The organism is Fusobacteria bacterium ZRK30, assembly GCA_024628785.1.
Classification (GTDB): domain Bacteria; phylum Fusobacteriota; class Fusobacteriia; order Fusobacteriales; family Fusobacteriaceae; genus Psychrilyobacter.
Genome location: CP102405.1, coordinates 1,886,489 through 1,908,527 on the forward strand (window position 1 = coordinate 1,886,489; position 22,039 = coordinate 1,908,527).

21 protein-coding genes are annotated in these 22,039 nt (G+C 31.6%); 6 read left to right on the forward strand and 15 right to left on the reverse strand.

What is annotated here, in order from left to right:
* Positions 1–32: 32 nt before the first annotated feature.
* Positions 33–1,097, reverse strand: a complete 1,065-nt coding sequence (locus tag NRK67_14290) for a YeiH family protein (protein UUV18444.1) — start codon at positions 1,095–1,097, stop codon at positions 33–35.
* A gap of 380 nt (positions 1,098–1,477) precedes the next feature.
* Here NRK67_14290 and NRK67_14295 point away from each other — a divergent pair, with 380 nt between their 5' ends.
* The gene (locus NRK67_14295; protein ID UUV18445.1) at positions 1,478–1,693 is read left to right on the forward strand and encodes a hypothetical protein; all 216 of its coding nucleotides are present in this window, start codon (positions 1,478–1,480) and stop codon (positions 1,691–1,693) included.
* Positions 1,694–1,792: 99 nt separating this feature from the next.
* Here the strand turns inward: NRK67_14295 and NRK67_14300 are convergent, their stop codons facing one another.
* Positions 1,793–2,098: a hypothetical protein gene (locus NRK67_14300; GenBank protein ID UUV18446.1), complete on the reverse strand. Its 306-nt coding sequence runs from the start codon at positions 2,096–2,098 to the stop codon at positions 1,793–1,795.
* A gap of 324 nt (positions 2,099–2,422) precedes the next feature.
* On the opposite strand from NRK67_14300, the gene NRK67_14305 reads away from it, so the two are divergent.
* Positions 2,423–2,554 carry a hypothetical protein gene (locus NRK67_14305; GenBank protein UUV18447.1) on the forward strand — a complete coding sequence of 44 codons (132 nt, stop codon included), beginning with the start codon at positions 2,423–2,425 and terminating at the stop codon, positions 2,552–2,554.
* Positions 2,555–2,770: 216 nt separating this feature from the next.
* On the opposite strand, the gene NRK67_14310 is transcribed toward NRK67_14305, so the two are convergent.
* Together NRK67_14310 and NRK67_14315 are read right to left on the reverse strand one after the other, a co-directional pair.
* A complete protein-coding gene (locus NRK67_14310; GenBank protein UUV18448.1) occupies positions 2,771–4,528 on the reverse strand; it encodes an ABC transporter substrate-binding protein in 1,758 nt (585 codons plus the stop codon).
* A gap of 727 nt (positions 4,529–5,255) precedes the next feature.
* Complete coding sequence (locus tag NRK67_14315) at positions 5,256–6,404, reverse strand: ROK family transcriptional regulator (GenBank protein ID UUV18449.1); 1,149 nt, start codon at positions 6,402–6,404, stop codon at positions 5,256–5,258.
* A 180-nt stretch (positions 6,405–6,584) separates the two neighbouring features.
* On the opposite strand from NRK67_14315, the gene NRK67_14320 reads away from it, so the two are divergent.
* The 3 genes from NRK67_14320 (at position 6,585) to nfo (ending at position 10,558) form a co-directional block, all read left to right on the forward strand.
* Positions 6,585–7,973 (forward strand): PTS transporter subunit EIIC, encoded by a 1,389-nt coding sequence (locus tag NRK67_14320; GenBank protein ID UUV18450.1) that lies wholly within the window; start codon positions 6,585–6,587, stop codon positions 7,971–7,973.
* Positions 7,974–7,983: 10 nt separating this feature from the next.
* Positions 7,984–9,522, forward strand: a complete 1,539-nt coding sequence (locus NRK67_14325) for a DUF3604 domain-containing protein (protein UUV18451.1) — start codon at positions 7,984–7,986, stop codon at positions 9,520–9,522.
* Positions 9,523–9,691: 169 nt separating this feature from the next.
* Complete coding sequence (gene nfo, locus NRK67_14330) at positions 9,692–10,558, forward strand: deoxyribonuclease IV (protein UUV18452.1); 867 nt, start codon at positions 9,692–9,694, stop codon at positions 10,556–10,558.
* Between the two features lie 102 nt (positions 10,559–10,660).
* On the opposite strand, the gene iadA is transcribed toward nfo, so the two are convergent.
* Positions 10,661–11,830, reverse strand: coding sequence for a beta-aspartyl-peptidase (gene iadA / locus NRK67_14335; protein UUV18453.1), 1,170 nt, complete (start codon positions 11,828–11,830; stop codon positions 10,661–10,663).
* Positions 11,831–11,958: 128 nt separating this feature from the next.
* Positions 11,959–13,434 (reverse strand): YfcC family protein, encoded by a 1,476-nt coding sequence (locus NRK67_14340; protein ID UUV18454.1) that lies wholly within the window; start codon positions 13,432–13,434, stop codon positions 11,959–11,961.
* Positions 13,435–13,646: 212 nt separating this feature from the next.
* Here NRK67_14340 and NRK67_14345 point away from each other — a divergent pair, with 212 nt between their 5' ends.
* On the forward strand, positions 13,647–15,041 hold the full coding sequence (locus NRK67_14345) for an MATE family efflux transporter (protein UUV18455.1): 1,395 nt from the start codon (positions 13,647–13,649) through the stop codon (positions 15,039–15,041).
* 32 nt (positions 15,042–15,073) lie between these two features.
* On the opposite strand, the gene NRK67_14350 is transcribed toward NRK67_14345, so the two are convergent.
* The 9 genes from NRK67_14350 to NRK67_14390 all read right to left on the reverse strand — a co-directional run bounded on the left by NRK67_14350 (position 15,074) and on the right by NRK67_14390 (position 22,008).
* Complete coding sequence (locus NRK67_14350; protein ID UUV19948.1) at positions 15,074–16,015, reverse strand: nitronate monooxygenase; 942 nt, start codon at positions 16,013–16,015, stop codon at positions 15,074–15,076.
* Between the two features lie 168 nt (positions 16,016–16,183).
* On the reverse strand, positions 16,184–16,783 hold the full coding sequence (locus NRK67_14355; protein UUV18456.1) for a prepilin-type N-terminal cleavage/methylation domain-containing protein: 600 nt from the start codon (positions 16,781–16,783) through the stop codon (positions 16,184–16,186).
* A gap of 121 nt (positions 16,784–16,904) precedes the next feature.
* Positions 16,905–17,423 (reverse strand): thiol peroxidase, encoded by a 519-nt coding sequence (tpx, locus tag NRK67_14360; GenBank protein UUV18457.1) that lies wholly within the window; start codon positions 17,421–17,423, stop codon positions 16,905–16,907.
* A gap of 78 nt (positions 17,424–17,501) precedes the next feature.
* On the reverse strand, positions 17,502–18,224 hold the full coding sequence (locus NRK67_14365) for a hypothetical protein (GenBank protein UUV18458.1): 723 nt from the start codon (positions 18,222–18,224) through the stop codon (positions 17,502–17,504).
* A 26-nt stretch (positions 18,225–18,250) separates the two neighbouring features.
* Positions 18,251–19,702 (reverse strand): sodium/pantothenate symporter, encoded by a 1,452-nt coding sequence (panF, locus tag NRK67_14370; protein UUV18459.1) that lies wholly within the window; start codon positions 19,700–19,702, stop codon positions 18,251–18,253.
* The gene (locus NRK67_14375; protein UUV18460.1) at positions 19,690–19,971 is read right to left on the reverse strand and encodes a YhdT family protein; all 282 of its coding nucleotides are present in this window, start codon (positions 19,969–19,971) and stop codon (positions 19,690–19,692) included. Before NRK67_14375 ends, panF begins: the two co-directional genes overlap by 13 nt.
* Positions 19,958–20,410, reverse strand: coding sequence for a MarR family transcriptional regulator (locus NRK67_14380; protein UUV18461.1), 453 nt, complete (start codon positions 20,408–20,410; stop codon positions 19,958–19,960). The genes NRK67_14375 and NRK67_14380 overlap by 14 nt, the downstream gene beginning before the upstream one ends.
* Before the next feature lie 101 nt (positions 20,411–20,511).
* Positions 20,512–21,501 carry a UDP-3-O-(3-hydroxymyristoyl)glucosamine N-acyltransferase gene (gene lpxD, locus NRK67_14385; protein UUV18462.1) on the reverse strand — a complete coding sequence of 330 codons (990 nt, stop codon included), beginning with the start codon at positions 21,499–21,501 and terminating at the stop codon, positions 20,512–20,514.
* An 18-nt stretch (positions 21,502–21,519) separates the two neighbouring features.
* Positions 21,520–22,008 (reverse strand): OmpH family outer membrane protein, encoded by a 489-nt coding sequence (locus NRK67_14390; GenBank protein ID UUV18463.1) that lies wholly within the window; start codon positions 22,006–22,008, stop codon positions 21,520–21,522.
* Positions 22,009–22,039: the final 31 nt, after the last annotated feature.

The following is a 22,039-nucleotide window of genomic DNA, read 5'->3' on the forward strand; positions in this document are numbered from 1 at the left end:
TAAATAACTACTGTTTATTTGATCTCATATCTTTAGAATGATAATCCATACATAAGCTCTATTAACGCAACGGCTGCAACTACTTGTACAACGCCAATGATTAATCCATATGTTAGAGCTTTAGGTCCTTGACTAAATAAAGTACTAAATTTAACTCTCATTCCGATTCCTGCAAGTGCTATTATCTCAAATTTAGAACTTATAGAATGGAATATATTTGAAAGATCTCCATTGAATACTCCTAAAGTTTTTAGAGTTGTAAAAATGAAAAATCCAGTGATATACCAAGGTATGTTTAATTTTTTAAATCCTCTTTTTTTAGTTTCTTCTAAAGTAGTTTCATTTACTTCAACTTCAACTTCAATTTCTACTTCTTTCTCAATCTTAGCTAACTTACTATCTTTTGCAACTTTTTTACCTAAATAACTTACTAATACTACTATGAAGATAATTCTTATTATCTTAAAGATTGTAGCTAACTGTAATACTTCATTATTAACTAATTGACCTGCACCAATAACTTGACCTACCGATTGAAGAATACCCCCTATAAGAGCAGAAGTCATAACTGTGTCTCCATGAAATATTACTCTAGAAGTAAAAGGAAGTAAAAACATTAATACCGTTCCAACTAAGTTTACTATTGTAATAGATATTCCAAGATCATTTTGTTCAGGTTTAACAACTGGAGAAACTGCTCCGATTGCCGATGATCCACATACTGCGTTTCCACTACCCATTAGGTATGTAAATTTCTTCTTAAATTTCATCTTTTTTCCAATCCAGACAGAAGCTGCTACAGTTATCATCATCTGAATGATAATAAAACTTACACCTTTAACTCCAACACTGAAAACACTATAGATATTTAATGTTCCTCCTAAAAGAACTATAGAATAAGATAATAGGTTTGATTCTGAAAAAACAGATCCAGCAGCAAATTTCTCACTTTTAACTAACGTGTTTCCAAGAATAATTCCAAGTATAATTGCAAAACTGGCTCCTCCTAATTTAGGAAATATACCACCTAAAACAGTTCCAATATATGCAATAATAGAACAAACAATAAATCCTGGTATAATTTTTTTAATATTCATAATCTTTCACTCCTTTTATTAATATAGCTTTATTTTAAGCTGATTTTAACGATAAGTAAAATACTAATTATTGATCTTTACAATAGGCTATAACCTATGATCAAAAAAAAATAAACCTCATTAGGACTAAAAGTACAGATGCTTCGTAAGTTCTCATAGTGATTATTTGACTAACAAAACCACAAAGGTTTCTGCTCCTATGAGACTAAAAAAGGAACTGTTTATTTTAAATCTGGAAGAGATTGGAAGAAGGCAGCCACCGGATCTACTGTCTACGGCTATATAATTTATAAAGATTATAAATTTGAAAAACCCTATACTTATTAAGTAGGGATAATTTATGAATTATTCTAAGAAAAATACAAATTGAGGTGATTATAATGGAATATACAGCAAATTTAAGAGTGGACCTGAAAGAAATAAAAATAATCAGGACATTGATAGAGGTTGAGATAAATAGTAATAAATTGTTAAAACAATTATTAAAGAAAGTACAACTTGGAGAGATCAATATTTTAGAAGACTCATTAGAAATTTTGATAAAAAAAAAGGAAGTACTAACCTTTTTAGTTAATACTTCCTTTTTATTTCTTTAATTATCATAAAAATGATTTTTGCAACATTTTATCCTGTTGTGTTGTATTTATTTATATTATTGAAGTTATTTTAAACTTTTGTAATACTTCAAAAGTAATTTAATAATAGCCACTTTTTACCCATCTTTTATTTTCATCATTAGCATCATAGAATGATAATAATTCTCTGTGAGCATTGATGTAGGCCTCTTTTTTAGAATCAGCTATACATAAAGAACTCACATAAGGTGCTGCTTGTTCACTACCCTGATAGTGATGAGAACATGAATGATGATATCTTCCATATTCATCTTTTTCAATTTTTACCCCTATTCTTTGAGTATCAATATATACAATAAATTCTTCAATAAATTTATAACTTTGTACAGTTTCTTTGTCACTAAATATTTCTAAAAATTCTTTCATTACTTCCCCCTTACCTTATTTTTTAATAAATCCATTTTTTTGCAATAATAAGAGTTTAGCTTAAGTTTTAGTTTATTCAAAATTTAGTTTTTTTTAATTTTTATAAGATGTAATAAAAAAGAGTATCGGAACTTCTAGGAAATTTGAATTTAAGAAAGAGATATAATAACTATTTTAGAGCTTTCATTAATGAAGTCAGCAAAATCAAACTTAAAAGGACACTCCTAATTAAACTGTAACCATGAAACTGAACACACATAAAAAAGTGTCTGTTTTATGGTTTTTTGATATAATTTTTTTAATAAGAATTTAAAGGGGGAAAATATGTCCAAAAAATTATTTTCTGATAAAGAAGTCAGCAAGTTAGCTAAGAACAAAAACATTCTCAAGATTTCTAATAAATCAATTACATACAGCTTTGAATTTAAAAAAAAATTCCTAGAAAAGTTCTTTTAACAGATATTTCTTACTTAACTTACGGGAAAGGGAAAAGAGGTTACCTTTCAACAATAAAAGATGACTCCCGTGCAATACAGGAATCATCTTTTATCAATAGCCTAACTGTACCTTTTTTTAAAGTGTCCTTGACAAAGGGTACAGTTTATTTTGTTTTCCTTAAAAAGACTAACTGTATTTAAATAAAAAACGGCACTCAATGAGCACCGAATTAGTTTACTTAAATTTAGCCTTAACTATTGCTTCTGGCATCCTCCATAAAGGACTAGTTTCAAAGTCCACTAGATCACTTGGATAAGCATCATAATAGATATTTGTATATAATGGTACTTGTGGTATTTCTGTATTCATAACTTTCATATACTCTCTAAATGCTTTCTTATATCGGATCTTTCCTTCTTCACTTGATGGATCTGCATATCTCATTCTATCTAATAAATCATCTGATATAGGATATCTACTAGTATTACTTGTAACTCCTTGACCAAATGGTAAGATTCTATCTGCTTTACTTGCACTATAGTCTGTTTTAATTGCATATGAAGTACTTCCTGCGAATAAATGATATCTTCTTTCACTTGCTGGAGCACTACTGTATAAATGCTTTGATAAGATAGACCAATCTATAGCTTCAATATTAATTAACATACCAAACTCTTCCTGAATCTTCTTAGTCAATGTAAGGTTTACTGGGTCTACCCAAAAAGGTGTCATTCCAAAAGTAAGCTCTAATGGCTTATTTCTCCATAAGTATTTATCTCCTACCTTAGTTAAATGTACATAAGCTCCATCTGTTTTCTTAGCAGCCTGATCTAATAACCTTCTTGCTTCTTTTAAGTTAGCTTGTTCATCCCAGTTACCATCTGCATCTACAATATCATAACTCTTAAGAGTCGCTTCAAATCTACTAGGTGTTCCTAGTTTTTCATCATCATCATACATCATCCACATGTTTCTAGAGTATGGTGCATTAGTTTCGATAGCATAATCACCTATAAGTATTTGTCTGAACTTAATTCTATCTAGCATATAAGAAAATGCTTCTCTTACTTCTAATAATTGAACAGGACCAAAGTCTGTATGGAATGTAAGTTGTCCGCCACCATGTCTTAAATAAGTATTAGTAGCTAAATGTGGATCAGACTTAACAGTATTTATGTCTTCTTCTGAAGTTACTCCAGAGATCACATCTATTTCTCCAGCTACTAACTGATTCATTTTTGTTTCTTCAGGAACATTCTGCATTATAATAGTTTTTATACTTGGTTTATCACCTTCATAGTTTCCTATGTAATAAGGGTTGATAACAAGCTTAACATATTGTGAAGGAACATATTCAGAGATCATATAAGGACCGTTACCAACAGGTGTATTGATATTTGCTTTAACCCATTGTTGAGGTGTTATATTATCCTTTTTGGCTCCTGCTTCTATTATATCCTTACTAAGTGTATTATACATAAAATATCCATCTATAATGTAAAGAACATCTTTAATATAGTAAGAAACAGAATTATTTTCTTCATCAAACTCTATCCTATCTACGAACTGACTAAGTGTGCTAGTTGCACCAGTTGCATTAAGTGCTTCATTATTCATAAAGAAATCATATGTGAACTTAACATCTTTTGCAGTGAGTGGTTGACCATTAGAGAACTTTAACCCTTCTTTGATCTTAAATGTCCAAATCTCTTCAATATCCTTTTCATTAGATTTAGATTTAACTAAGCTTTCAACCATTGGTGATAAAACTCTTTCACCAGTTGGAGTAGCTGCATATAAACCTGACCCCCAAACTAATTTTCTAATATTGTTATCATCTACAGTATTTGTCCATCCTTCATAGAAATCTCCATTAAAGTTACCTGAAGCAACAACTAGAGATCTTTCTACAGGTTTCTTTTCTCCGCTACCTCCACACCCAATTAACCCTAAACTTGTCAGGACTAACAATATTAACATTTTCACTCTCATTTTTCTCCCCCCTATTATATTTGATCTAGTATAGATAATACTATATAATACTGGGAAATCAAATTAATAAAAAAATAAGTTTTATATTGTAATTCTAAGATGTATTTAATAAAAAGGGGTTGAAATGTCCCTTGAGGCTTGTCTCAAAGAAGAGCTTTTTTCTTAACGTTGTAAATCTTCATTTTCAGGACTTTTCCCCTAATATTATAGTTTTAGACTCTAAAAACTAAAAACAATCAAAAAAGAGCAGATGAATGAATATAGCATCTACTCTTTTTTTTCTCAAAGTTCTTAATTTATGAAATAAACTCTATTAATTCTCTTTTTAAAATTATCTCTACATCTTCCAATATATTTCAATTCATCATTTACACAGAAAAAATAAATACCTTTTTTATCTAAATATTTTGAACTTTTATTCAACCCAAATTTAGTGTATTTTAAATCACCATTTGAGTTAAAAAAAGAGTTAAAGAAAGTATCATTATTAATTTTTTCATTTCCTATTTTAATTTATTTAAAATCTAAATCTTTTTGTTAGTTAATATTTATAACTATTTTTACACCCTATTATAGGTTATTGAATTTATACCGTTAGTTATTTTATCATTTAACTTTTTCTTTTGGGGTGACAATTGTCGTTATAAATTAATTTTGAATATTTTTAATTTCAGAATATTAAAAAAAATAGGTGAATTGTTTTATCAACAACTCACCACAATGTATTTTAGATAATATTTCCTTTAAAAAAGTTATGAGAAACTATTGTAACTGCACCTATAGTATTATTTTTATGATTTAATTTGGATTTACTCAAATTAAGGTTTTTAAAAATAATAGGGAGACAAATTTTAGAAAGATTTTTTGTTAATAATTGGAAAAAAAGTTTTTTATTTTTACTAATATCTCCACCTATTATAACGTTTGAGATGTTAAATGTGTTTAGAAGATTTCCTAAGACAATTGCTAAAGAAAAAGTGGCCTCTTCTAAAATATTCAAGGCAATTTCATTACCGTTATTAATTTCAGTTAAAAAAGTGTCAAAAGTAATGTTTTCATCATTTTGCCTGGAGTTTTCTTTATATTTTTTTAATAAATATGGATTAGCAATAACAGTTTCAAGACATCCGTATTTCCCGCATTTACATAAAATATTGTTATTCTTTACATAAGAATGACCAATTTGCCCGGCTATAAAATTATCACCTAAAAAAAGTTCGTTATTTATACAAATACCAGTAGAAATTCCATTATCTATATTGATAAAAAGAATATTTTTTAATTCACGATTGAAAATATCTTTTTCGGCAAGAGTCATAGCTCTAACATCGTTTTCGATAAAAATAGGAACATTTATTTTATTCTTGAGCAAATTTTCAAGTGGAATATCTTTCCATTGATAAAATGATGAGTAATTAATTGTTTTAGTAACTGGATTAACTTGAGCTGGTAAAACAATTCCTAAGCCTATTATGGATTTGTCTTTTGAAAATTTAAGATAAATTTTATTTATCAAAGTTACTAGTGTATCAATATTTTTATCCTCTATTTCCAAAACTATTTCTTTAAAAATTTTACCATTCAAATCATTTAGAGTTGCAATAAGACTTCCTCTTTTTATTTTAATTCCTATTATAAATTTATATTCTGGATTTAATAAAAGGTAAACTCCTTTTCTACCAAGTTTATTAGAACTTACTATTTCACTTTCTAAAATTACTTTGCTATTAATGAGTTCTTTTACAATACTAGAAACACTTCCAGCAGAGATCCCTGTACATTTTTGTAATTCTACTCTAGTTAAGTTTTTTTTATAAAGCTGAGAGAGAATGAGCCCTCTATTTATTTTTTTGAGTGAATTTAATTTTAATTTCATAATACCACCTAATTTAAATATAGATTGAATAATAATAGATCTGTTGTTATAGAGTATAAACTATAAATTTAAATTTGACTAGTAATAAAAAAAATTGACAAATCTAAAAAAATAAAATATATATATAATAACATAATAATTATTTCAAGGTTGAAATAAAATTGAAAAGGGGGAAAGAAAATGAGTAAAAATGTGTTTTCAAAGTTACAACTTTTAGGGAAATCTCTTATGTTACCAATAGCGGTATTGCCAGTAGCCGCTATATTACTTAGGTTTGGATCAGCCGATTTATTAGATGTTCCATTTATAAAAGCGGCAGGAGGTTCGATATTTTCAAACTTGAGTTTATTGTTTGCAATTGGAATAGCTTTTGGAATAGCTAAAGGTAATCATGGAGCAGCAGGTTTAGCAGGAGCAATAAGTTTCTTTATAATAGAGGCAGGATCTAAGTCAATAAATGATAGTATAAAAATGGGAGTACTTTCTGGAATAATAGCTGGAATAATAGCTGGAAATATATACAATAAATTTGAAAATACTAAACTTCCAGAATGGTTAGGTTTTTTTGGTGGTCGAAGATTTGTTCAAATCATGTCAGCTTTAGTAAGTATAATAGCTTCTGGAATACTAGGTTATGGTTTCCCATTAATTCAAAAAGGAATAGATACACTAGGAATGTGGATGATAAAATCAGGAGAAATAGGTTTATTTATATATGGAGTTTTACAAAGATTATTAATTCCTTTAGGTTTACACCATGTGCTTAATTCTATAGTTAGATTTTTGTTTGGAGAATATACAAATTCAGCAGGAGAAGTCTTTATTGGCGATCAAGTAAGATTTTTTGCAGGGGATCCTACAGCGGGAATATATATGACTGGAGCATACGTTGTAATGATGTTTGGACTTCCAGGGGCAGCTCTTGCAATGTATAAATGTGCAAAAAAAGAGAATAAAAAAATTATATTAGGAGTATTAATAAGCGTTACTTTAACTACATTTTTTACAGGTATAACAGAACCTATTGAATTTTTGTTTATGTTTTCTGCACCATTATTATTTATATTACACGCTGTATATATGGGATTGGCTTATGTGATTACAAATTCTTTAGGTATACTTCATGGATTTGGATTTTCTGCTGGATTTATAGACTACATATTAAATTTTGGATTAGCGACAAAGCCACTTTTATTGCTCCCTGTAGGCTTAGGATTTTTCCTGTTATATTATGTTTCTTTTACTTATATTATAAAAAAGTTTAATTATCAAACGTTGGGAAGAGAAGAGGTTACATTAAAAAAATCTGAAAAATTAATATCGGTAGATGAGGAAATAGATAATTTTATCTTAGCTTTAGGTGGGATAGAAAATTTTATAACTGTAGATTCTTGTATAACACGATTGAGATTAGATATGGTAAATAGAAATATTATAAATCTTGAATTACTAAAAAAATTAGGGTCTAAAGGAGTTATAAAACCTGGGCAAATGAGTGTTCAAGTAATTTTGGGTGCAAAAGCTGAAAGAGTAGCTAATAAAATTAAAGAAAGAATAAATAAAATATAGGAGTGAGAAGATGAAGTTATTGTGGTGTGATTTACATGCGAATATACATTCTGAGCAATTAAAAGAAATAGATAAATGGTATAACTTTTCTAAGGAGATGACAGATTTTTGGCCAATTGCTTATTATCCATTTTATATGAGAAAGGACAGTTCAGGATTAGGTTTAGAAGATATACACAAGAAGTGTACTAGAGATTCCGATTGGGAAAAATTAAGAAAATTTGTAAATGAAAAATCCACAAAAGACCATTTATTATTTATGGGATATGAGTGGCAGGGAGCAGGATTAGATGGAGATCATAATGTATTTTATTTAGAAAATAATGAGAATTTACATGCTCCAATGAGGTATAAAGAGTTAATAGAAAAAATTCCATTAGGGAAATCTATAGCGATTCCTCATCACCTAGCATACTCTTCAGGAAATAGAGGGAAAAATTGGGAAACTCATAATAACGATTATTCTCCATTTGTAGAAATATATTCCTCTCATGGAAGTTCAGAAAGCGATATTACTAATATTCATATGGGAAGGCATGTTCATATGGGACCTAGAACATCAGGGAATGATGTAATGTCAGGATTAAAAAAAGGAGCTCTTGTAGGAGTTATAGCTTCAGGAGACAATCATGTAGTTCCGGCTATGTATGGGCATGGATTGATGGCGTGCTATGCTAAAGAGTATTCTAAAGAGGCAATTTTTGATGCTTTTCTTAATAGGAGGGTTTATGGTGTAACAGGTAGTAAAACGAAGTTATATTATGAAATAAATGGGAATCCAATGGGAAGTGTGGTAGAGGAGAGTAAAGAAGGCTATCAAAATAAAGTTGAAGTTGAATGTGGAAATGCTATAGATCGAATAGAATTTATTAGAAACGGAATTATAGAGCATACATATGTTCATAATGGAACTTGGGAAGAAAAAAAATTACCAAATAAAGTAAAATTTAAATTTAAGCTTGAATTTGGTTGGGGACCAGATTTAAGAGTTTATCCAAATTTAACTACAAAAATTTGGAATGGGAAGGTAGAAACAGATGGGGAAATTATTTCAGTAGAAAAATTATGGACCAGCCCAGGACAAAAGATATTATCTAGTAATAAAAATAATTGTTCTTTTGAGTTAACTACTAGAAAAACTACTCAAACTGGAAAGTGGATGGGAAGTTCTGGCATACAAACAGAAGGATTTATTTTTGAAGTAGAAACTGATATTAATTCAAAAATAACATTTATGGTAGATAGAAAAAAATATGAATATAGTGTTTCAGAAATACTAGAAGGAAGTATTCTTAATGGGTTAATGGAGGAAGCTAGAGAATTAACTTTTGATACATGGGGAATAAGTGAATACTATAGATCGGATCCATTTTGGCATAATGCTTATAAATTTAAGATAAATCAAGGATTTATAGAAGAAGCATATAAAAAAGAATATACATATGAAACAAATCTATTAAAAAGTAATAAAGACTTTTTTATGGTGAAAATACATCAAAAAAATGGTGAAATAGCTTGGTCTTCTCCAATATGGATAGAGAAAAAATAGTACAGAAAAATTTATTAGAGGTATTGTCGAAATAATTACTTTTAAATATTATTTAAAAAGGTTAGAATTAATTTTAACCTTTTTTTATCTTTCTTTAGAGAGCTCAATTACTTTCTTTTGATTAATTATTATGTTATAATGATTACAAAAATAGAAGTTGGAGGAAATTATGAATAAATCAACCAAAAAAACTAAACATTTAGGAGCACACGTTAGTGTTAGCGGAGGAGTTTTTAATGCCCCTAAAAATGCCTATGACATCGGCGGTACCGCCTTTGCAATGTTCTTAAAAAATCAAAAAAGATGGGTTGCTAAAGATTATGACGATAAGGTAATAAATAAATTTAAGGATGAGATAAAAAAATATAATTTTAACATCGATTATATCATGCCTCATGCTGGATATCTTATAAATTTAGCTAATTCTGATCCTGAAAAATGGCAAAAATCATTGGATGCCCTGATCGATGAACTAAAAAGAGGGGAACAATTAGGATTAAAATATGTGAATCTCCACTGTGGAAGCCATCTGGGATTGATTTCACTGGAGGAAGGCTACGATCTTATAGCTCGTGGAATCAATGAAGCTATTAAAGCTACAGAGTACATCACTGTAGTTCTTGAAAATACAGCTGGTAAAGGAAATACAATAGGCGGAGACTTTGAGGAGTTAAAAGGAATTATAGATAGAGTAGAAAATAAAGATCGTATAGGAGTCTTGCTTGATACCTGCCATACATTTGACTATGGGTATGACTTAGCTACTGAAGAGGGATATAAAAAGACATTCGAAGAATTTGAAAACCTGATTGGATTTAAATATCTAAAGGGAATCCACCTAAACGATTCTATGTATGGATTAGCCTGTAAAAAAGACAGACATGAAAGTATTGGAAACGGGATGTTAGGAATGGATTTCTTTAAAAGATTTATGAATGATCCTAGATTTGACAATATGCCGATTACTTTAGAAACAATAGATCAAACTATATGGAAAGAGGAAATAGAGCTACTATATAGTCTTATAACAGAATAAAAAGAAAAGAGTTTTTGCCAAGGCAAAAACTCTTTTCTTTTTATTCTCCAGAAAATTATAAAATCTCAGATTATGTATATATGGATCTAAGATTATGTTGCTTTATTGTTTTTCGAAAGTTCCCTTAACTATAGCAACCTTATTTTCTACCATTACCCTTCCTAAAGCCAGTACACCATCTATATCTAAATTTTCATCCAAGATAACCAGATCTGCATCAAAACCTTCCTCTATAAACCCTTTTCCCTTTAATTTAAATGTCGTTGCAGGATTAGAAGTAATAACCTTTATTATATCTTCTAATTTTAAATTCTCCTCTTCCATCCCTTCCTTTACAGCTTCATACAGGGTTTCACACTTTCCTAGCTTAACCCCCTTAAAATTTCCCTCTGCATCATATTCAGGCAGACTTCCCTGCCCGTCAGATGTATAGGTAATCTGAGAAATGTCGATCCCTGCCTCCATACACAGTTTAGTGGCTTTTCCGCACTTCACCTCTCCATCGGCTAAGAATTCTGGTGTTGTAGAAGTCGTGAAATCTAAGTTACCCCCTCTTTTACCATATTTTAATGCTGCCTCAAACAGGTATGGGTTTCTATTCATATGGGTAGGCACAAATTGTTTAATCGGCAGTGCACCTTTATCAATAGCCTCTAAAAGCAGGTCTGTAACTTCATGACTATCTCCCATATGTACTCCTATGATTCCAGCCTTTCCAGATAGGATCCCTCCTAATCTTGTATCAGATGCCACTCTCAGCAGTTCATCTGATGTAGGATGAGAAGACCTGTGGTCTGCCACTGCTAACTCTCCACAGCCAATTACTTCCTCTATCAAGATGATATCATCTGTGACCTTTCCCGTAAGAGTTCTCACAGGTATTTCATAAGATCCTGTAAGTACAAATGCAGATACTCCCTCTTCTTTAAGCCCCTTTGCCTTGGCTATTAAATTGGTCATAGTTCTTGTAGTCCCATCTGTCCCCAATACACCTATTACTGTAGTAACTCCGGCAGTAGTCATATCTGTTAACTGAATTTCAGGGGTTCTGGATTTAAAACTTCCCTCTCCTCCCCCGCCACATATGTGTACATGGGAATCGATAAATCCTGGAACTATTTTCTTTCCTTTTAAATCAATTATCGTAGCCAAATTTTCATCTATATCTATAGAACCCTCTATTTTTGCTATTTTGCTTCCTGCAATTAAAATATCTTTTTTACCGATATATTCCGGAGTATACACCTCTGCATTTTTTAATAACTTTATCATCTTCTCCCCCTTATCATAACTTAATTTCTTTTGATAGATCAATGTCATTTATAATTAACATTTTTTGCCTTAACTTCTTATCGATAAAAAAAGCGAAAAAATCCTAAGACTTAATCGCTTTTGTTTATTTACATCATTGAACCTAAAGCTAATAGTGCCATAGTCATTACTATAAATGCTATAAATAGAGGCATTACAAATTTCAGCCACTTTGTATATGATACTCTTCCTATTGCCAGTCCACCCATTACTACTGCAGATGTAGGAGTAAGTAAGTTTAATACTCCTGACGCAGATTGATACCCGGTAACTACAACATTCTTTGCCAGCCCTGAAAATTCACCTAATGGAGCCATGATAGGCATAGATAGTGTAGCTAATCCAGAAGTTGAAGGAATCAAGAACGACATAGGCAGATAGAATAAGTATGAGATTATAGCAAATGCTGTAGATCCTACACCAGTTAATGCCTGCTCTCCCCAATATAATACGGTATTTGTCATCCCACCGGCATTCATTACTATAGTTATTCCTCTAGAAATTCCTACAATAAGTGCTACTCCTAACAGGTCTCTGGCACCATTTACAAATACAGATACAATCTCTTTTTCTTCCATTCCATATATTTTTCCAATTAACACAGATGAAACCATGAATAATACAGTCATCTCTCCAAACCACCAGTCACCAAGGGGAACCATTCCACCTAAGATACTTCCAATTACAGGTAGGTTGATAATAAAGCTGTTCATATCTTCAAATATTGTGATATTGAACTTATAAGCCCATGGGATTACTCCTAAGATCATTATTATAAAAGTCCCACCAAATATCCAGAGGATCAACGATCTTTTCCCTGTTAATTCTGGAGTTTCCTGCTCATCTCCCCCTAAGAAATGATGTTCATTTTCTTTTTTCAGATCGTATACCAATGATTTTGTAGGATCATCCTTTACCTTTTTAGCATATCTCATAACATAAAATATAGCAAAACCAAGTAAAACTACCATCATTAATAACCTTAATCCCAATCCATCTCCGATAGAGATCTCAGCGAATCCAGAAGCTATTCCTGTAGCAAATGGATTTACTGTAGAGCACAGCACTCCTGTTCCTGCTCCTAACATGATTACTCCTACTGCTGTCAAGGCATCATATCCCGCCCCGATAAAAACAGGGATCAACAGTGGATAGAAAGCTATTGTTTCCTCTGCCATACCAAATGAGGTTCCTCCTGCTGCAAATATTGTCATTAGGATGGGTATCATTATCTTTTCCCTACCCTTTAACTTTTTAATAACCTGTCCAATTCCTGCATCGATAGCACCTGTTTTCATTACTATCCCTAAGAATCCTCCGATTACTAATACAAATAATGCAATATCTTTCGCTTCATAGAATCCCTTTATAGGAGCATTTATTACTTCCCAGAGTGCTTGAGGATTTGACTCTACCACCTTATATGTCCCAGGAATTGGTTGTTTTGTCCCTTCTACATAAGCATATTCTCCCGCTGGAACTATCCATGTAAATACTGCCACTGCAATTATTATACTAAATAATATAGTATAAGCTGTAGGCATCTGAAATTTTTTTTTTGCCATCTTTTCTCCCTCCTAAATATTGTTTTTTTTATCACAAATGTTAAATAACCTTACATTAAGTATAGAATATGTGCAATGTAAAGTCAATAACTTTCTTTGTTTTTCCTTAGAATTAAAGTTTTTTCTAATTATTAACAAAAAAATAGTAAATTAAGATCAAATACTGTACAATGTATAATCAAAATAAAAAGAAAATTTAGAAGGAGAAAAATATGAAGATAAATATGACAGAGGGAAGTATTACACGTTCTCTCTTAAAGATGGCACTCCCAGTTATGGGAACATCTTTTTTACAGATGGCCTATAACTTAATAGATATGATATGGATAGGAAAGATGGGTAGTGGCGCTGTAGCTGCCATAGGAAGTGCTGGTTTTTTCCTCTGGCTGAGTTTTGCTTTTATAAGCATCTCCCAGGTAGGAGCTCAAGTTAAGATAGCCCAATCTATTGGTGGCAAAAAACTAAAATTAGCCCAGAGCTATACTGTGAATGCTATCCAGTTAAATATAATTTTAGCCATTATTTATGGGCTAACTATGATTGTCTTCAAGGACTCTCTCATTGGTTTTTTCAGACTAGGTGATCTGACAGTTATCGATATGGCTAAAAAATACCTGGTCATTATAGGTATTGGAATGATATTTAACTTTACCAATCCTGTCCTTACAGCAATTTTCACAGGTTATGGAGACACCAAAACACCTTTTTATATGAATGCCATAGGCTTAGTAATCAATATGATCTTAGACCCTATCCTTATATTTGGGATGATGGGATTCCCTCCTATGGGGGTAAGCGGTGCTGCCATCGCTACCGTTATAGCACAAGGATCAGTTACATTGTCATTTTTTATCTATATTAAAAAATTTAAAACCCAGGTTTCATTAAAAGGTATATCGGAGCTTCCAAAAATAAAAATTGTTCGAGATATTGCTGCTTTAGGAATTCCCGTAGGATTACAGAGTGGTTTATTTACCGGCCTTTCCATGATAATAGCCAGAATTATCGCCTTTTGGGGACCTATGGCAATAGCAGTTCAAAAAGTAGGATCTCAGGTAGAGTCTCTGTCATGGATGACTGCCATAGGTTTCCAGGTAGCTCTATCTGCCTTTATCGGGCAAAACTATGGTGCAGACCAGCCAAAGAGAATATTAAAGGGATATAAGATATCCATGATTATTATGGCTACAGTAGGAGTTTTAACAAGTTTTCTTTTCTATTTCGGTGCTGAAAGAATATTCAGGATCTTTATTCAGGAGGAAGAGAGTGTCAAAAATGGTGTCGAATATCTAAAAATCCTATCCTATTCCCAGCTATTTATGTGTATTGAGATATTAACTGCCGGAGCTTTTAATGGTTTAGGAAAAACCAAACCTCCATTTTATATCACCACTTTTTTTAACATTGTAAGAATCCCCCTGGCATTGTTTCTTTCCCAAGATGGACTATTAGGATTAAATGGTGTTTGGTGGGCTATAACTATTACTACTTTATTCAAAGGAACCTTCATGGTAGGGTGGTTCATTAAGACAACTAAAAATTGGAATTTTTTCACTGAAAAAACCCAAATAATAGATAAACAAAAAGCAGATCCTATGAACATTTAGTTCATAGAGGATCTGCTTTTTAAATAACTATTTTATCTTCCTTCAAACACTGGTCTGAATCTTTCAAATACCTCTTTAACAGAGATTATATCTTTTATCTTCCATACATCTTTACCGGCGAAATAAATTCCACCTTCATAATCGCCCTCATGTCCTGCAACTAATTTTTCATTTACACAGAATGAATAATCACATTTCTTTAAACATTGAACACATTTTTCAGCTCTTTCCTGTGTTCCAGCCTTCAACCTGTCTACAAAAGGACTCACTATCGCATTGGCAGGTAATCCGGCACATGATTGAACCTGTACTACATCACCTTTTTTTGTATTTACATACATCTCTTTAAATTCATCACTAACTTCACACTCTGTAGTAGCTATAAATCTTGTACCCATCTGTACTCCTACAGCTCCCAGGTCCAGCATTCTTTTTGCATCTTCAGGTTCTATTACTCCTCCGGCTCCAAAAACAGGAATGTTTATAGCTTCTACTATTTCCTTTACGATATCCCAAGAATCAAGATCAGTTCCTAGATGTCCACCTGCATTTCCACCTTCAACAACAACAGCAGTAGCTCCTAATCTTTCTGATAATTTAGCAGCCTTTACAGATGATACAATTGGAAATATTGGTACATTTCTTTCCTTCCCTATTTTAAATATCCCTTTAGAAAATCCAGCACCGCAGACAATTAATTCTGCTCCTGCATCGATAGATGCATTTACTGCCTCTTCAAAATTACTTACAGCAACCATTACATTTACTCCGATAGCTCCTGCTTTCTCTCCCATATATTCTTTTGCTTTTATAATTTCACTTTTTAACTCATCCATTCCGATAGCTGAACCTGCAATTAAGCCTATTCCACCTTCTCTTGCCACAGCTCCTGCTAATCTTGACATCGATGCTCTAATCCCCATTCCACCCTGGATAATTGGTACTTCTATTTCTAAATTTCCTATTTTCATAATAAATCCTCCTAAAAATTGCTTATTATATAATAACACTTGTTATTATATATTGCAACGTTTTCTAAAAATACATTTTAAAATATTAAAATTCTATATATATCAAGGGGTACAGACGTTTTTTTTTATGTGCATCAACCATTTTTTTCATCCACAGTGTTATTTTAACCTTTATTGATTTTTAATGACTTCTAAATTACTATTAGCACTAGGAGAGGTATTTATTTCATTTACTTTAAAAGATGTTGTAACTATATATTCTTTTATATGCAAATACTTCACATGAGTATCTCCATTATAAAAACTTATAGCATACTTTACCTCCTCAACTCCTTGAATCCCAGAATTAGAATTTGATTTTGTAATATACAAAGTAAAATTATTACCAATATTACCACTACTTGTTATATTAGTTTTAAATTCTGTTGGATATGTCCCACTATTTTTTATACCATATTCAAATACATTAGGTAGTTTCAATATTTCTATTGTACGTCTCGTTCCATCATCTTTCCACTTTCCATTTTCATCTTCTTCCCTATAAAACTCTATCTTTTTTCCAACTAAATCAAAGTCAACACCATATTTCTTTCCTGTCTCTAGAGATCTCTTGGCTGCTACCCTAAAAAAATCTCCGATTTCATTCTGCACCCTTAACATACCTCTGGATTCAGCTTGTTTTTTTATGGAAAAACTTCCAATTCCTATCAAGATTCCAATGAGAGCAATCACTATCAATAATTCTATTATCGTAAATCCTCTTTTTTTCATATTTTTCTCCCCCTTGCTTAACGGCAAACTATTACTTTATACTTACCATCTTATCATTCTTTTCCTTTAATCCAAAAAAAAATGGAGAGAATCTCCATTTTTAATTTATTTCAGTCATTTTTTATACTAATTCTTTAGCTATATCTATTGCTTTGTCATAGTTAGGATGATTTGTAATTTCTTGTACATATTCTACATGTTTTACAATCCCATCCCTGTCTATAACCACGATACCTCTGGATAAAAGTCTTAACTCCTCCAAAACAAATCCATATTTCATTCCAAAATCTAACTCTTTATGATCTGAAAGGGTTATTGCCGAATCTACACCTTTATTTGCACAAAATTTCCCTAAAGCAAATGGCAGATCTGCCGAAATAGTAATTACATTAATATTTCCATGCTCATAAGCTTCTGTATTAAATCTGATTGTCTGCAATTCGCATACCGGTGTATCTACTGACGGCATAACTGAAATTACAACTACTTTTCCCTTTAATTCTTCCAAACTAAATGGGGATAAATCTGTTTTTAAAGCCGTAAAATTTGGTGCTTTTTTCCCTACTTTGATCTCATTACCTATTAATGTTAATGGATTTCCTCCAAATGTAATATTGTTACTCAATCTAAACACCTCCATATTGATATACTAAACTTTACGACAGTTTCAGGGAAAAGTCAATACTTTGGAGTTATTTTATTTTTATACTGATTATAATTAACTATATATTTCAACTTCTTCCAAATCAGGATTAAATTTATGTCCTGCCGAGATCAATCTGTTTATTTCTAATTTAGGCAAAAGGTTCCTGTATTCACTGTCGTGCATTATAAAAAATACTTCTTTTTTTATGTATTTTTTTACAGTATCTTTAAATATCTCCCTTATTTTTTCATCTTCACATTCTACTTGGATGTTATCTAAATTTATATCTATCTTTTTTACTATTTCAAATTCATTCATAAGAGGTTCAAATATCTCCATAAATTCATGAATGATTTGGTTAGTTTCCAAGTTATCAGCCAAATAACCGCTTGCCCATCTCGGGAAAAGGGAAAGTTCCACAGCTTTTAACTTTATATCTGAAACCACCTTTAATTTTGAAACTTCATGAAAAATAAGTAGTTCATAGATATAGGAATGATTTGAACTGAGTAGAAGTTCCATATCTTCATCTATATCTATCTTTTCTCCATCTAAAAATCCATCGAGATCCAAACTAGTTATATATTTTTTTTCAGTGTCTACCTTATATTCAAAATCTCCATCTTCACTTTCTATTGTAAGTTCTCCGGACCAATTGATTTTATCTTTTTTTTCATCTAAACGAGTCCATTCGTTAAATGATCCCTCTACTAATCTTGCAAATTCTATCTCATTAAATTTTTCTAGATCACCTTTTTTTATATCTATATCTATTTTTTTTAATTTTATCTCCATTCCTGCCTCCTAAATTTAAATCTTTTTTACTCAAAAAATATTGCTAAATGCTCCTCTGAACCAGGCTTTTTAAGATACGACCCTATTACGAACACTATCCCACCTACTACTATTGTAGGTACTATTTGATGCATCCCAAAAAACTTTATTTTTAAAAGGGTCATACCGACATACACCAAAAGGCTTATTCCCATACTTAGAAGAGCCCCTGTAGAGTTAGCTCTTTTCCAATATAACCCCAGCAGTATAGGCCACATAAATACTGCTTCCAAGCCTCCTAGAGCAAATAAATTTAGCCAAACTATAAATTCAGGGGGGTGAAAAGCCAGTGTAAATACCATAACACCCATAATTAAAGTTGTCCATAGGGAGATCCTGCTCAATTTCTTTTCATCTCTATCCACAGCTATATAATTTATATAGATGTCTTTTACTATGGTTGAACTTGTCTGAATCAAAAGAGAATCCACTGTAGACATAATTGCAGCTAATGGTCCTCCTATGAAGACTCCTAATAGTACTGGAGATAAATTTCTAATAGCTAAGATTGGAATTACCTTATCTCCCAACTGTTCATTAGGGATAATCGCTATTCCCATAACTCCAATCAGGTGCATCATTATCATTAAAAATCCGACTACAAAGGTTCCTATAACCATGGCTCTATGGAGTGATCTGCTATCTTTAAATCCCATACATCTTATGGTAGTCTGAGGCAGTCCCAAGAGACCTACTCCTACTAATACCCAAAACGACATGATAAAGGGCTTCGTTATAGCTCCTCCACTACTTGGAGTGAGCAGATTGGGATCTATCTCATAGATGGTTTTCATGATGTTTCTCATCCCGCCGCCGGCTTCTTTTAAAACCCAAAACAGAATTATACTGGTTACCAGCATTATAACCCCTTGGATAGCATCAGTTATAGCTACAGTTTTAAATCCGCCAAACACAGTATAAAATATTATTGCAAATCCAAAAATAACTAAACCTACAGTGTACTCCAGTCCTGTCAAGACTTCAAATAACCTGGCTCCTCCAATAACCTGAACGACCATATAGGCCATAAAAAATAATAGGATAGCCGTAGAAGACATAATTACTACCCACTTATTTTGGTATCTTGCTCGGAGGAAATCATTTATTGTTATACCGTCAATTTTTCTGGAGATAATAGCTAATTTTTTTCCTAATATTCCCAAAGTTAAAAAAGCAGTGGGGATCTGAATAGAAGCTAACAGCACCCATCCTAAACCTAGTTTATAGGCTACTCCAGGTCCTCCTAAAAATGAACTGGCTCCAGTATAGGTAGCAATAACAGTCATGGCCAGGACAAATCCTCCCATGCTTCTATTTCCGATAAAATATTCGTTGGTGAAATTTTTACTTTTTTTTCTTCTTGGACTATTATAATATGCTATATATAAAGTTATCCCTAAATATACCAATAGAGGTAATATTAATTTTATTTTTTCCATTCTTCTCTCCCTGCATTTTTTTCATATGTTTTTAAATCTACTTCTTTAAAGAATAACTTGATAGAAACCCACAATAAAGTTGTTATCATCAAAAACCCTAAGACACAAGAATAAAAAAACCATTCTGGTAAACCTAAGATATATTTATAATCTTTTGGATCTACTTCTCCCAATCCATATGCAAAACTATACCACCACACAAAATATATGAGGTATAGAACCACTGTTATTATCGCTTCTTTCTTTAGTTGTTTATTAATTTTCTTCATCCACTTTACCCTTTCCTAATTTTTTTAATAATTCAGTTAAAATCAATTTTTCTGTGTCTGTCAATACATCGAAGGTATTTTTTAAATTTTCAACATGGGTTCCCAAGATGTAATCCAATAGATTTAAGCCTTTAGAAGTAATACTAATTAGTACCTGTCTTTTATCTACCTCAGACCTTTCCTTTTTTATATAACCCTCCTTTAATAGATTATTTACTACCACTGTCATTGTTCCGCCACTTGAAAATGTCTTTTCAATGATCTCTTTAATATTAAATTTTCCCTTGTGATAGAGTAAATTTAATACTGAAAATTGTGTTTCTGTTAAACCTTCCTCCTTAATTTTTGGATATATCCTACTATTTACAGAGGAATTACACCTAGATAAAGTTACCAATAACTTCAAATTTCTCATCTCTTTCTCATCATAATTTTTCATAGGAAAATTATACTACTAATTAGTATAAAACGCAATGTTTTCAGACAAAAAGGCACCCATACAGGTGCCTTTCATGAATATTTTTTCATTATTTTGATTTTTTACTTTTTCTCTAATTTTTTTACCTTTTTCACCAATTCTGGTAATTTTTTTAAACTGGCTTTTATCTTTAGATGCTCTTTAACACTTACCGGTGGATTTCCAGAAAGAATTTGATTAGAAGCTATATTCCCTGATACTCCTGATTGAGCTCCTAAAACCACATTATCTCCTATCTTAATATGTCCTGCTACTCCTACCTGTCCTGCCAAAGTACAGTTGTCTCCAACCTCAGTACTTCCTGCTATTCCCACTTGAGAGATAATAAAACAATTTTTACCAATTATTCCATTATGTCCCAACTGTACCAGGTTATCAATTTTAGTATATTCTTTTATAATTGTATCTCCAATAGCTCCTCTGTCTATGGTAGTATTGGCACCAATTTCAACATCATTTTCTAAAACTACCCTTCCTATTTGTTCTATCTTTATATTGTTTCCATCTACCTTGGTATATCCAAATCCATCAGACCCTATCACAGCACCGGGTTGTAAGATACAGTTTTTTCCTAAGCTGCAAAATTCCCTAACCACTGCATTGGGATAGATAACAGATCCTTCTCCTATCACTACATCCTGACCTATATAAGCATTCGGGTGTATTGTTACGTCGTCACCAATCTTTGCTCCATGACCTATATAGACATTAGGGGCTATTCTTACCCTCTCTCCTATTACTGCACTGTCCTCTATCGCTTTTATAGGAAACATCACTTCTTTTTTAAAGAACTTTAACAATATAGGCATCAATTCTCTGGGATTTTTTTCAACTACTATATATGTTTTATTAGGCAGATATTCCTCTAATTCAGGGACTACCAATACTGTTGCATCAGTTTCACCTAATTTCGTTAAAAATTTATCCTCTGCTGCAAATGTCACCTCACCCTTCTTGGCTTGAAAAAAGGGAGCAAGTCCAGTAATTTCCTGGACTTTATCCCCCTTAATTTCTCCACCAAGAAGAGCCGATAATTTTTCTAAATTATACATAAACTCCTCCTAATATCATTATAATTTTATTTTTTTTGAACTTTCTAAGACTTTTAATACATCTGCAGTTATATCTTTCCCACCGTATAATACAGCTCCCTCTTCAATAACCATCTCATATTTATTTTTTCTCGCTACTTGTTGAACTGCTGATTTTATCTCAGTTTGTATTGATCCCATCTCTTCATACTCTAATCTTCCTAATTTTTGTTGTAATGCTTGACGTTCTTTTCCAAATTCCATCTGTTGTTTTTGGAATTTATCTTTTTCCGCAACTGTTACTTTATCACCTTTAGCATTTAATTCTTTAGCTATCTTTTCTAAATTTTTAGCTTTAACTGCTAACTGTCCCTCTAATTTTGTTTTTTCAGTTTCTAATTTTGTTTTAGCAACCTGTGTCTTTGAATAACCTTGAAACACTTTTTGTGTATTTACAGTAGCTATCTTAGCTGCAAAGATCGATACCGACATACTTATTGCCATTGCCAACGTTAACATTTTTTTCATTACACTCACTCCTATTTATTTTAATATTTTA